Genomic DNA, 13,258 nt, shown 5'->3' with positions numbered 1-13,258 from the left:
GTGGCGTTTGTGCCTTATGCCGATGGCATTTGGAACATTTTTTACCGTTTTCATTTTCTCGGTCAAATGGACGAACGAGAAAAGAAAATAAAACCCGCCACACAGTGGCACCAGCAACCCAACAAAATGTAAACGATGTCCTTAGGGAAATATGTAAATGATGTTTGGGTTGTACATTTTCTCCACCCTCTCCCATAAACGGGCGAGGGGATGAGAACGAAATAAATAACCCAGAGTTATATAACGACTACATAATATTGATAAGAAGGCATCATTTTTGATTGCTTTCTTTATAAGGTGAGAGCTTTAGAAAATCTAATTGAAAAAAGGATTTCACCCAGAGAGTATGAGTGAAATCCTTTAGCGTTAGGGGTTAGGTTATTCTTCCGTTATCCCGGTGTCTTCTGAGCTGTCTTCATCATCCATATCACACACTCGCTCAAGGCTGACGACTTGCTCGTTTTCAGCGGTGCGAATCAAGCGAACCCCTTGGGTGTTACGACCCACAATGCTCACTTCGCTAACACGGGTGCGCACCAAGGTGCCGGCATCGGTTATCAGCATAATTTGATCCGTTTCTTCCACTTGGGTTGCCGCCACGACTTTACCGTTACGCTCACTCACTTTGATAGAAATCACCCCTTTCGTATTACGGGATTTGGTTGGATATTCGCTTAATTGGGTGCGTTTACCGTAACCGTTTTGGGTTGCCGTTAGGATTGCCCCTTCACCTTTTGGAATGACTAAAGAAACCACTTTGTCGATATTGAGATCCAAAGAATCTTCCGTATTTTCATCAGAAATTTCCTCAATATCGACCGCACTTTCCTCTTCTGATATTTCATTGGTTAAGGCAAGTTTGATCCCTCGAACCCCGGTGGCTAAACGTCCCATTGCCCGAACGGCAGTTTCAGCAAAACGTACCACACGGCCTTGAGAAGAGAAGAGCATAATTTCATTATTGCCATCGGTAATATCTACACCGATCAGCTCATCTTCATCTCGTAAATTCAAGGCGATGATACCGCTTGAACGTGGACGGCTGAATTCGGTGAGCGCAATTTTCTTCACAATCCCGCCTGCGGTTGCCATCACCACAAATTTGTCTTCTTCATAAGCTGAAACCGGGAGGATTGCGGTGATACGTTCATTTTCTTGTAATGGCAGAATATTAACGATAGGACGACCACGCGCGCCACGGCTGGCTTGTGGGAGCTGATAGACTTTCAGCCAATATAAACGTCCTCGGCTTGAGAAGCAGAGAATGGTGTCATGAGTATTAGCGACCAAGAGTTTTTCGATGAAATCTTCTTCTTTCATCTTCGTGGCCGATTTGCCTTTTCCACCTCGGCGTTGCGCTTCATAATCGGTCAGCGGTTGATATTTCACATAGCCTTCATGGGAAAGGGTCACCACCACATCTTCTTGAGCGATAAGATCTTCTAAATCAATATCGCCTGAAGCGGTAGTAATTTCTGTTAAACGCTCATCACCAAATTGTGATTTGACTTCTTCCAATTCTTCACGGATGACTTCCATTAAGCGTTCGGCACTGCTTAAAATATGGAGAAGATCGGCAATTTTTACTAATAATTCTTGGTATTCTTTCACCACTTCTTCAAAAGCGATGCCCGTTAAACGGTGTAGGCGAAGTTCTAAAATCGCATTAACTTGCGCCGGTGAGAGATAATATTGGCTGCCTTGAATACCCAATCCTTCTTCAAGTTCATCAGGGCGGGCGGTAATATCCAGTAAGTTGATGATGTCTGAATGTAATGCCCAAGAACGTGAACTAATGGCATTGGCGGCTTCTTCACGGTTTTTGGAATTGCGAATAATCGCAATCATTTCATCAATATTAGAGCGTGCCACCGCTAAACCTTCTAAAATATGGGTACGCTCACGGGCTTTGCGAAGCTCAAAAATGGAGCGGCGGGTCACCACCTCACGGCGGTGTAATACGAAGGCTTCGATAATTTCTTTGAGGTTAAATAAACGTGGCTGTCCGTGATCGAGCGCCACCATATTGATGCCGAAAGTCACCTGCATTTGGGTGAGTGAATAAAGGTGATTTAACACCACTTCACCAACCGCATCCCGTTTGATATCGATTTCAATACGGATCCCTTCTTTGTTTGAAAGGTCGGTAATATTGCTGATGCCTTCAATTTTTTTCTCACGAATCAGCTCGGCAATTTTTTCTACAAGCTTTGCCTTATTCACTTGATAAGGCAATTCTGATACGATAATTTGCTCACGGCCTTTATCGTTGGTTTCAACGCTTGCACGGGCACGAACATAGACTTTACCCCGACCGGTGCGATAGGCTTCTTCGATCCCTTTGCGACCATTAATTAACGCCGCCGTTGGGAAGTCCGGCCCCGGAATGTGCTGCACTAATTCATCAATTGTGATCTCATTGTTATCAATATACGCCAAACAGCCGTTTAACACTTCGTTGAGGTTATGAGGCGGAATATTGGTGGCCATCCCCACCGCAATACCGGACGAGCCGTTTGCAAGCAATGCCGGAATACGGGTTGGCAAAACATCCGGAATCATTAATTCGCCATCATAGTTTGGCGAGAAATTGACGGTTTCTTTATCCAAATCCGTTAGCAAAGCTTGCGTAATTTTCTGCATACGCACTTCGGTATAACGCATAGCGGCCGGCGCATCGCCATCAATCGAACCAAAGTTACCTTGCCCGTCTACCAACATATAACGAAGTGAGAAGGGCTGTGCCATACGGACAATCGTGTCATAGACCGCAGAATCACCATGAGGGTGATATTTACCGATGACATCCCCCACCACACGGGCAGATTTGACATATTTTTTATTTGCCGTATTGCCTTCACGGTCCATTGAAAACAGCACACGGCGGTGCACGGGTTTTAAACCGTCACGCACATCAGGTAATGCACGTCCGACAATGACAGACATGGCATAGTCGAGATAGGAGGATTTGAGTTCTTCTTCAATATTGACAGGGGTAATTGAGGATTGGATTGAATCCGTCATTGAGTATTCCTTTTTAGCTCAAAAAAATTGCACGAATTGTAGCACAACAGCGGGATTTTTCCCACGAAAAAACGGTGTCTTATCCTTGATAAAACACCGTTATAAAATGGTCGTCAAACAGACCGCACTTTTAAGATTACTGCACTAATAAATAGAAGTTGTTGTTTCCACGCAAAACATTTAATGCTACGGCGGAAGGCTTTTGTTCTAAGATTTTGCGTAAATCTTGGGTTGATTCCACGGCTTGACGGTTTATGCCAATGATAATATCGCCGGTTTTCAAACCACGCTGTGCGGCAAGGGAATTCGGCTGAACTTTGGTAATTTCAATGCCTTTTATGCCTTTCGCATTGTAATTATTAAATTCCGCACCATCTAATGCCGGTAATTCCATATTGCTTGCACTTTGATCTTTTCCGTCATCTGCTTGTAAGGTGACTTTCACATTTTGCGATTTACCATCACGCAAATAGGTCAGCTCAATTTCTTTTCCGGCACCTGAGGTGGCAATTTTGGCACGCATTTCTGCAAAGCTTGAAATTTTTTGCCCGTTCATTGCCGTAATCACATCGCCTGCTTTAATCCCTGCTTTTTCCGCTGCAGAGTTTGGGATCACTTCGCTGACGAAGGCCCCTTGTTGGGCATTCACATTAAAGGCTTTGGCTAAATCGGCATTTAATTCACCGCCTTTGATACCCAATAAGCCACGACGCACTTCACCAAATTCTAAAATTTGTTGAACGATATTGTTGGCTTGGTTGCTTGGAATAGCAAATGCAATGCCTGCATTTCCTCCGCTTGGTGAGATAATTGCCGTATTGATACCGATTAATTCACCGTTTAAATTCACCAATGCACCACCGGAATTCCCACGGTTTACCGCCGCATCGGTTTGAATGTAGTTTTCATAAGCACCGCTGTCAGATCCTGTTGAACGACCCAGTGCGGAAACAATACCTGAGGTGACGGTTTGCCCCAGTCCGAATGGGTTACCAATGGCAACAGTGAAATCACCTACACGCAATTTATCGGAATCGGCAAATTTCAACGCAGTCAAATTTGTCGGATTTTCAATTTGAATCAGAGCGATATCCGATTGCTCGTCTTTCCCTACCAGTTTTGCCTTAAATTCACGCCCATCTTGTAATGTCACGTTGATTTTATCGGCATCATTAATCACATGGTTATTGGTTAAGACATAGCCTTTATCGGCATTGATAATTACACCGGAACCTAACCCACGGAAATTACGCCCGCCACTTCGATTGCCAAACTGTTCGGCGAATTGATCGCCAAAGAAAAATCGAAATTCTTCCGGAAGATCATCAGGTAAGGCAGAACGGCTATTGCGTTTGGCTTTGCCTTCCACAGAAAGGGTCACCACAGCAGGTTGTACTTTTTCAAGCATTGGGGCAAGGCTATTTTGTTCTGTAAGAAAACTCGGTAGGCTGGCTTGTGTACTCACCGATGTGCCTAAAACCGTTAAACCTAATGCAAGACTACTTAATAAAAAATGACGTTTTTTCATAGAATCTCCAAGTCGAAATAGAAGATAGTATCCAAATATGCGAGCGGTTAGACAAAGATATAGGGAAAATGTTCAGGAAAACAAGGGGGAATGGAAAGGTGATTTGAGTGATTGACTAAAATTTGACATAGGCAAAGGAAAAAGGGCATCAGTACGATGCCCCCTAATGGATTATTCTTCTAAGACCACTTTACCAATGTAACCTAAATGACGATGGCGTTGGGCATAGTCAATGCCATAACCGACGACAAATTCATCGGGAATTTCAAAGCCCACCCATTCTACAGGCACGCCGACTTCACGACGTGAAGGCTTATCTAATAAAGTACAAATGGTCAGGCTTGCCGGATCCCGTAAATTTAAAATTTCACGGACTTTTTCAAGGGTATAACCGGTGTCAATAATATCTTCTACAATTAGCACATGTTCACCACGGATATCGCCTTCCAAATCTTTCGTAATTTTTACATCGTGGTTTGTCGTCATACCACTGCCATAACTTGAGGTGGTCATAAATTCAATTTCTACCGGCAGTTTTAATTCACGGACTAAATCTGCCATAAACATAAATGAGCCTCGTAATAAGCCGACAACAATCAACTTATTAATCGGTTTTTGTTGATAAAAGGCGGTAATTTCTGCCCCTAATGTGGCGATACGGGCTTTGACATCCGCTTCAGAAATAAGGACATCAACATGATGTTTTTTCATTGTGTTTCCTTTTGGGTGATAAGACGAATAAACCCCGCTATTTTACAAAAAAAAGCCTGAAGTTTAAACCGTCCGATTAGCGGGCAGCAAAGGCAGTTTTAGGCAATACCATTTCCCGAATCGCCATGGAAAGCCCATCAATCATTAATAATCGACCACATAAAGACTTGCCGATATTTAACCGCACTTTAATGGCTTCTAGGGCTTGAATTGAACCTATAATACCGACAATGGGCGCCAGTACACCGGCTTCCACACAGGTTAAATGGTTTTGTCCGAAAAGTTGGCTGAGATCACGATAAGTGGGGGTATCAGGTTCATAGGTGAACACTGAAACCATGCCTTCCATGCGAATAGCGGCCCCGGAAATTAAAGGGATTTTCGCTTTTTCACATTGGTTATCCAGTTGATTGCGAATATCCACGTTATCGGTACAATCTAACACCACATCAAAGTGCGGTAGTATTTCGGCGAGTTTTTCCTCGTCCAATTTGGCATTGAGCGTTTTGATTTCAAGGTGCGGATTAATTTGTTCAAGGGCAATTTTTGCAGATTCCACTTTCGCCATATTCAACCGAGCATCGCAATGCAACACTTGGCGCTGAAGGTTGGAAAGGGAAACCGTGTCGAAATCCAATAAGGTTAAATGCCCAACGCCTGCCGCTGCCAGATATTGTGCCGCCGCACAGCCCAAGCCGCCTAGGCCCACAATCAGCATATGGCTGTCTTTGAGTTTTTCCTGACCATCAAAATCAACCGCTTTTAGTATAATTTGACGGTTGTAGCGTAGTTCTTCTTCGTGACTGAGTGTCGCCATTTTTTAGTCCAATAAATGATTGAAGGGTTCGATAGTCACGGTTTCACCTGCTTGCACATTGCCACGCGCTTGTTCTAACACAATAAAGCAATTGCTTTTCACAAAAGCACTGAACAGGTGCGATCCTTGGAAGCCCACCGGTTGAACCTCAATGCTCCCTTGCGCATTAACTTGATAAAAACCCCGTTGAAAATCTAAACGGCCCGGTGCTTTTTTCAAATTGGTGAGGGTTATTGCAGAAAAGTGCGGTGGTTTTTTCCACTGTTTTTGCCCTTGAAGTGTGGCAATAAGCGGCTGAACCAGTTGATAGAAGGTGACTAAGGCGGAAACCGGATTACCGGGTAATCCACAAAACCAAGCGTTTTTCAACTTACCAAAGGCAAAGGGTTTGCCCGGTTTAATGGCGAGTTTCCAGAAATTGATCTCACCGATTTTCTCTAAAACCTCTTTGGTGAAATCGGCTTCACCCACCGAAACACCGCCACTGGTTATCACCAAATCGGCTTGTTTTTGTGCATTCATAAAGGCATTTTCAAATTCCACCGGGTTATCGGGGAGCACGCCAACATCTATCACATCGCAATGGAGTTTTTCTAATAATAATTTAATTGTAAAACGATTGGTGTCATAAATTTGCCCCGTTTGAAGTGGTTTTCCCACTTCCACCAATTCATCGCCGGTGGAAAGTATCGCCACTTTTAAACGTGGATAACATTTCACTTCAGCAATACCGAGCGAGGCTAACAGGGGCAATGAAACTGCATTTAGGGGTGAGCCTTGTGGCAACACAATTTCCCCTTTTTTCACATCTTCACCAATACGGCGAATATTTTGGTTGGGTTTAGGGAGCTCGCTGAAGGTCACGCTGCCATCTGCATTTACCGTTACTTGCTCTTGCATCACCACGGCATCGGCGCCTTCGGGAATTACCGCACCGGTCATTATTCTGACCGCACTTTGTGGGGGCCATTCCCCTTGGAAGGGATTGCCGGCAAAGGATTTCCCGGCAACAGAAAGCGTGAGGGATTGTTGCAAATCCCTCAATCGCACCGCATAGCCGTCCATCGCCGAATTATCAAAAGAAGGCACATTCATCGGGGAGATGACATTTTCCGCACAAGTGCGATTGGCGGCATCTTGTAAATTGACGGTTTCAATCTCTGAAGGAAAGGAAAGCTGTGCCAACATTTGATGGCGTGCTTGATCCAAGGTGAGCATAGGAAAATCCTTAGTTTGAGAAAAATTGTCGGTTATTTTATCCCTAAAGATTTATTCATTCAAATGAGCAATTTTTCTCATTTTACGATCTGCCTATCCTTTGCTAGAATACCGCATCATTTTTTTAGGAAAGACAGACTGTTATGAGCGAAATTTCACCCGATGCCTTAAGTGTTAGAAACGCATTAAGAGACAAAGGCATTGAAACCCCAATGATTGACCCGATAAAAAATCAAGATGAACGCCGCATTGGCATTGCCAAACATATGAATGAAGTGATGAAACTCATCGGGTTGGATTTGGCTGATGACAGTTTGGAAGAAACACCAAACCGCTTGGCGAAAATGTTCATTGATGAAATCTTCAGCGGAATGGATTATGCTAATTTCCCGAAAATAACGAAGATTAAAAATCAGATGAAAGTGAGTGAAATGGTGCAAGTCAATGACATCACCCTCACCAGCACCTGCGAGCATCATTTTGTCACCATTGACGGCAAAGTTTGTGTGGCCTACTACCCGAAAGATTGGGTAATAGGCTTGTCTAAAATTAACCGAATTGTGTCTTTTTTTGCCCAGCGTCCACAAGTGCAAGAGCGCTTAACGGAACAGCTTCTCACCGCTTTTCAAACGATTCTTGAAACCGACGATGTGGCGGTTTATGTGAAAGCCACCCACTTTTGTGTGAAAGCCCGTGGCATTAAAGATACCCACAGCTACACCGTGACTTCTGCCTATGGCGGTGTTTTTTTAGAAGACCGGGACACCCGCAAAGAGTTTTTGGCAACGGTACAAAAGTAAAGAAAAGGACACCATACCGGTGTCCTTTTTAAACTATTAAATTTTATAGTGGATACCGACAAGGTATCCCTATCATAAATAAAAATAAAGAAAGTGCGGTTAAAATATTAACAGATTTTATTGTGTCGGTAGTGTGCCGGAATTCCAAGTGGCGGCTTCATTTGGGCGTTTAATTTGTAATAAGAAACGTTGATTTGCCTGGGCTTGAGGTTGAACTACAGTACCCGATGGCGTAGAGAAGGAAATTCCCCCTTTCAGCAACTGTTGCACGCTACCGGTGTTAAATTTCGCTCCCTGCCAACCCAGCGTGAAATCATAGCCTGATGCCACCCAAAACTCGGTGTTTTTACGCACAAGATGTTGATATTTAGGCATAATAGCAATGTGAATCAGCACCCGATCACCGAGGCTATTTAAATCAAATTTACGAATTGTTCCCACTTCAATACCGCGATAAAGCACCGGTGAGCCTTCCGTTAAGTTCATTGCATCATTGGTTTCAAGAATAAATGGCACACCTTGGCTGTATTTATTTCGGCTTTCAGTGGTTTTTGCAAGATTAAATTGTGTTTTCGCTTTTCCATTACCGACTTCTATATCAATGTAGGGTTGTAAAAGGCTGTCGAGATTTTCAATCGCACCGGCAGAAATTTGCGGTGAAATCACTTTAAACATCGAACCTTCTTTGGCAATGGTTCCCATATAGTTTGGATTGATAAAGGCTTTTGCTGTAATCTTGCGCGATTTTGTATCTAATGTCACACTTTCTATCTCACCAATGGACAATCCCAGATAACGTAAGCTCATACCTTTGCTGAGATTGGAGGCATCATCGGTAACCAGTGTAATCACATGGTCTGCAGATTTTGCTCGAAGTTCATTGGCATACAACGTGGTATTTTTTCCTGAACCGCTGTTATCAAAGCTAATCGCCCCTTTTAATGAACGGGCAATAGGGGTAGCCTGAATACTGATACCTTTTGGTGTAATATCCACTTGTGCCGCACTTTCTACCCAGAAGACACTTTTATCGGTGAGCAAATGTTTGTGAGGCGGATAAATATAGACATCCACATTAAAGTGGTTTGCATGAGGTTGAATATTCGTAATTTTTCCCACTTCATACTGGTGATAAAGCACAATAGAACCTTTGCTTATACTCGGTAGCGTTGGGGTTTTTAAGGTAATGCTGGGTTCTACTAAATTGCCGGTGATTCCATATTCCGCATTTTGTGCATCTTTATAAAGCGGATAGGTTTTAAGTGCCTCACCCAGTCCTTTTTTCGCAATAATACGAATACCGCCTTGTAGCCATTTTTCAGGATAAGCTGCACCAAATCGTACGCCATCAGCACTAATGTTTACATCCAGATTAGAGGCGGCAACAAAAAGGGTATTGGGATTAATTAAATTGCGGTAGGCAGAGGCAATGGCAACCTCGTATTCCACACCGTCGATCCCTATTTTCTGGTTGATAATTTCACCGATTGCAATGTTGTTATAGTAAATGGATTGACCTTCCGATACGCCATAGCTTTCAGGTGCGGTTAATTTAATCACCAAGGTATTAGGGGTTTTTAAGAGTAATTCGTTTTCTTTGATTACATCAAATTGTAAGCGTTCCGTCCCTTCACCCGGGATGATTTCAAAGTAATCGCCACGCCAAAGCCGTTGTGGATCGGTTAAATCACCTAATGTCGGTTTTTTATTGCGAAGTACAATGCGTGTATTGGTTTTTAATAGATTGGCTTGATTTGGATCGATAAGTAATGTGCCTTGCAAAATATTTTCATTGTTTTCAACGGTATTTAGTTCGGAAAGAACCCCGATTTTGTCATCTTGATAATACACATCATTGCGTCCTTCTTCTAAACCGGTAACGGTTGGAATGGTAATATTTACATTAATCCCCCGTTTTGCCGCTTGGAGATTGCTATAAAGGGTATAAGTAGTGTTTTCTGTCGCCTCCGGGCTGTTGGAAGGGGAGTCAAAAGACACTGCACCTTGCACAATAGAATTGACACTTTCCATATTAAAGTTTAAGCCAGCCGGTGTAATATTGGCAGAGATACCACTGATATTCCAAAAACGTGAGTCTTTTTTGACAAAACGGGCATATTCTTTATCAATCACCACATCAATTTCGACTTTATTCTCTTTATTAAAGCGGTAATCATAAATTTTCCCGACCGGTAATTTTTTGAAATAAACCGCGGCACCAATGGAGATCGAACCAAGATCATCGGATACTAAATGAATGAGCAAATCACCGGGGGTGACTTGGGCGATAGGCCCTTTTTCTTGAGCAATAAATTCATCTTCACTCTCACCATCGCCCGGTTGGAGGGTAATGTAGTTGCCTGATACCAAGGAGTCTAATCCGGAAATCCCGGCAAGAGAAACACTGGGTTGCACAACCCAGAATTTGGTATTTTCACGTAGCACGCCTGTGGCTTCAGGATAAATATTGGCGATCGCTTCAACTTTTTGCATATTGTCGGTGAAGTTCACCTTTTTTACCACCCCGATTTGTAAGCCTTGATAGCGAATAGGGGTTTTGTCAGCGGCTAAACCTGCACCGTTGGTAAAGGTAATTTTGATACTCTTACCTTGTTCTTCAACGATCTGAAAAAATAAAATTGCACCAATGCAAAGGGCAATAAAGGGCAATAACCAAAAAGGTGAAACTTTTCGATTTTTGCGTAACACCGCTTGAACCGCCTTATACTGAGAGGCAATACTTGCTGGATGATTGGTTGAATGTTCGTTATTGTGTTGTTTTTCGGTCATAAATTTTCCAAATAAGTCGGCTATCAAATTGTGAGGTTGACATCATCGTGAGGAAAACGGCAGCGCCAAAATAAAAGGCTGCCGGTCCCACGGTAAAATTAATAATTTGTCCTCGTGTCACCAGTGACATCATCAGTGCCAGAACAAAAAGATCCAGCATTGACCAGCGTCCTACGAAATGAACAATATGTAAAAGGCGCATTTGCCATTTTATTGAATGTTGCCACTTGAAATGCACGCTGGCGAGCAAATACAGCATAATAAAAATTTTGCTTATCGGCACAAAAATACTGGCAAAGAACACGACAAAAGCGACAAAATAACTTTTCATGTGGATAAATGATATCACACCGGACATTAAGGTATCTTCTGATAGTGCACCGGTTAAATAGACGCCTGATATAGGCAATAAATTTGCCGGAAAGAGCATAATGATACCGGCAATAAGCAATGCCCATGTTCGTTGTAATTTAATGGATTCGCTAATATCCAAGCGTGAATCGCAGCGAGGGCAGCTTGGATGCCCTTGAAGTTGTTTTATCTCTGAATGAGGAAATGAATACTGGCAGGCGGTGCAAAGTTCGATATCTCCCTGAGGGGCGTGAGCTTGCTTGTGTTCAGGGTAAAATTCATTCCATAATTCATTGACATTAATTTTGATAAATAAAAGGGTGGTTAAAAGCGCAGTGAAAACAAAGGCAAATAAATAAGCGTTAATCTCTAATGCCGCATATTCACGGACTTTAAACATAGAAACGCCAAGGGCGACGAGATAGACATCAAACATGACCCAAGGTTTAATATAGCCGAGAAAAAGTAAGACATTACGCGGGCGAATGCCTAATTGCTTTGCAAACCACAACATCAAAACCAGAATTGCAAAAGAAATGGGCATTAATACGGCACAAATAAACACTAAAAAAGCCGTATATTGGTAGCCGGCAGTGGCCATTTTCCAAATGCCTTCCCATACGGAGGCATCAACCCTTACGCCGAGTAAATCAAGACTTAAGAGAGGATAGCCCAACGCAAAAGGCATAAGGATAAGAAGAGAAAGGGCAATCATCGCACAGCGATGGAGTGACCAACGATTGGTTGTCGCTAAAATATGATGACAACGAGGACATTGGGCATGTTCATCGTTTGGTAAGGGATAGCTTATGGAGACGACTTCATCGCATTCACCACAACGGGCGATTTTATAGCGGGTAGAGGGTAAGTTTGGTGTCGTCATGACGAGCTTATCAAAGTGCGGTCAAAAAAATTGGCGTATTTTAGCCTGATTTCTTCTCTTTTGTGAAGTTAATGTGGGGGCGTGTGAAGATTTTTTGTAAAAACACTATGGATTTTATTAATGTTTTTTATGAATTTATTAAAATTGACATCATAGATAAACTTATTTTATTGTAGCAAGGTCATACCATTTTAATAGGAAACGTCATATGAGCTATGCGAAAGAAATTAATAATTTGAATCAAAACATTGTGGATTTTAATAAAAAAATCAATATTTCCTTTGAATTTTTCCCGCCTAAAAATGAAAAAATGGAAAATATGTTGTGGGAGTCTATTCATCGCTTAAAAGTCTTAGAGCCTAAATTTGTGTCGGTTACCTACGGGGCTAATTCGGGCGAGCGGGATCGCACCCACAGTATTGTGAAAGCGATTAAACAGGAAACCGGATTAGAAGCCGCACCGCATTTAACCGGAATTGATGCCTCACCTGAAGAATTAAAGCAAATTGCGAAAGATTATTGGGACAGCGGTATTCGCCATATTGTGGCATTACGAGGCGATGAGCCGAAAGGTTATGAAAAGAAACCCTTTTATGCCGCCGATCTTGTGGCATTATTGCGATCTGTTGCCGATTTTGATATTTCCGTTGCCGCTTATCCGGAAGTACACCCGGAAGCGAAATCGGCGCAAGCGGATTTGATTAACTTAAAACGTAAAATTGATGCCGGTGCAAACCATGTGATCACCCAGTTTTTCTTTGATATTGAAAGTTACCTCCGTTTCCGTGATCGTTGTGCTTCTATCGGCATTGATACGGAAATTGTGCCGGGAATTTTGCCGGTAACCAATTTTAAACAGCTGCAAAAAATGGCCTCTTTCACCAATGTGAAAATACCTACTTGGCTCGCCAAAGCCTATGAGGGATTAGACAACGACCCAACCACCCGTAACCTAGTAGCAGCAAGTGTGGCTATGGATATGGTGAAAATTTTATCCAGTGAAGGGGTGAGCGATTTCCATTTCTACACCCTTAATCGTAGCGAACTGACCTATGCCATTTGCCATATGTTAGGCATTCGTCCCCATGTGACCAAATAGTTGCTATTTTATGAAACGCTAAGGGCTTAGGAGAAAT

9 protein-coding genes are annotated in these 13,258 nt (G+C 42.8%); 2 read left to right on the top strand and 7 right to left on the bottom strand.

The features are described from left to right. Positions 1-378 precede the first annotated feature (378 nt). The 5 genes from gyrA to moeA all read right to left on the bottom strand — a co-directional run bounded on the left by gyrA (position 379) and on the right by moeA (position 7,298). Positions 379-3,024, bottom strand: coding sequence for a DNA topoisomerase (ATP-hydrolyzing) subunit A (gyrA, locus tag BKK52_RS06625; protein ID WP_077478299.1), 2,646 nt, complete (start codon positions 3,022-3,024; stop codon positions 379-381). Between the two features lie 136 nt (positions 3,025-3,160). Then, complete coding sequence (locus BKK52_RS06620) at positions 3,161-4,552, bottom strand: DegQ family serine endoprotease (RefSeq protein ID WP_077420933.1); 1,392 nt, start codon at positions 4,550-4,552, stop codon at positions 3,161-3,163. A gap of 171 nt (positions 4,553-4,723) precedes the next feature. Continuing rightward, positions 4,724-5,263 (bottom strand): hypoxanthine phosphoribosyltransferase, encoded by a 540-nt coding sequence (gene hpt / locus BKK52_RS06615; RefSeq protein ID WP_077420934.1) that lies wholly within the window; start codon positions 5,261-5,263, stop codon positions 4,724-4,726. 76 nt (positions 5,264-5,339) lie between these two features. After that, positions 5,340-6,080 carry a molybdopterin-synthase adenylyltransferase MoeB gene (gene moeB, locus BKK52_RS06610; protein ID WP_077420935.1) on the bottom strand — a complete coding sequence of 247 codons (741 nt, stop codon included), beginning with the start codon at positions 6,078-6,080 and terminating at the stop codon, positions 5,340-5,342. Between the two features lie 3 nt (positions 6,081-6,083). Next, on the bottom strand, positions 6,084-7,298 hold the full coding sequence (moeA, locus tag BKK52_RS06605; protein ID WP_077420936.1) for a molybdopterin molybdotransferase MoeA: 1,215 nt from the start codon (positions 7,296-7,298) through the stop codon (positions 6,084-6,086). Between the two features lie 143 nt (positions 7,299-7,441). Here moeA and folE point away from each other — a divergent pair, with 143 nt between their 5' ends. Further along, complete coding sequence (gene folE, locus BKK52_RS06600; protein WP_077420937.1) at positions 7,442-8,098, top strand: GTP cyclohydrolase I FolE; 657 nt, start codon at positions 7,442-7,444, stop codon at positions 8,096-8,098. 117 nt (positions 8,099-8,215) lie between these two features. On the opposite strand, the gene BKK52_RS06595 is transcribed toward folE, so the two are convergent. Next, complete coding sequence (locus BKK52_RS06595; protein ID WP_077420938.1) at positions 8,216-10,888, bottom strand: PqiB family protein; 2,673 nt, start codon at positions 10,886-10,888, stop codon at positions 8,216-8,218. Further along, complete coding sequence (locus BKK52_RS06590) at positions 10,866-12,122, bottom strand: paraquat-inducible protein A (protein ID WP_077420939.1); 1,257 nt, start codon at positions 12,120-12,122, stop codon at positions 10,866-10,868. Before BKK52_RS06590 ends, BKK52_RS06595 begins: the two co-directional genes overlap by 23 nt. Positions 12,123-12,330: 208 nt before the next feature. Between BKK52_RS06590 and metF the strand changes: the two genes are divergently transcribed. Then, positions 12,331-13,221 (top strand): methylenetetrahydrofolate reductase, encoded by an 891-nt coding sequence (metF, locus tag BKK52_RS06585; RefSeq protein ID WP_077474134.1) that lies wholly within the window; start codon positions 12,331-12,333, stop codon positions 13,219-13,221. Positions 13,222-13,258 lie beyond the last annotated feature (37 nt).

It is taken from the genome of Rodentibacter trehalosifermentans (assembly GCF_002000545.1).
GTDB classification, from domain to species: domain Bacteria; phylum Pseudomonadota; class Gammaproteobacteria; order Enterobacterales; family Pasteurellaceae; genus Rodentibacter; species Rodentibacter trehalosifermentans.
This window is presented reverse-complemented; position numbering and strand designations above follow the sequence as displayed.

Bases quoted from the DNA above. Each gene is read 5' to 3' on its own strand.
- gyrA (WP_077478299.1), bottom strand. From the start codon at position 3,024: ATGACGGATTCAATCCAATCCTCAATTACCCCTGTCAATATTGAAGAA.
- BKK52_RS06620 (WP_077420933.1), bottom strand. From the start codon at position 4,552: ATGAAAAAACGTCATTTTTTATTAAGTAGTCTTGCATTAGGTTTAACG.
- hpt (WP_077420934.1), bottom strand. From the start codon at position 5,263: ATGAAAAAACATCATGTTGATGTCCTTATTTCTGAAGCGGATGTCAAA.
- moeB (WP_077420935.1), bottom strand. From the start codon at position 6,080: ATGGCGACACTCAGTCACGAAGAAGAACTACGCTACAACCGTCAAATT.
- moeA (WP_077420936.1), bottom strand. From the start codon at position 7,298: ATGCTCACCTTGGATCAAGCACGCCATCAAATGTTGGCACAGCTTTCC.
- folE (WP_077420937.1), top strand. From the start codon at position 7,442: ATGAGCGAAATTTCACCCGATGCCTTAAGTGTTAGAAACGCATTAAGA.
- BKK52_RS06595 (WP_077420938.1), bottom strand. From the start codon at position 10,888: ATGACCGAAAAACAACACAATAACGAACATTCAACCAATCATCCAGCA.
- BKK52_RS06590 (WP_077420939.1), bottom strand. From the start codon at position 12,122: ATGACGACACCAAACTTACCCTCTACCCGCTATAAAATCGCCCGTTGT.
- metF (WP_077474134.1), top strand. From the start codon at position 12,331: ATGAGCTATGCGAAAGAAATTAATAATTTGAATCAAAACATTGTGGAT.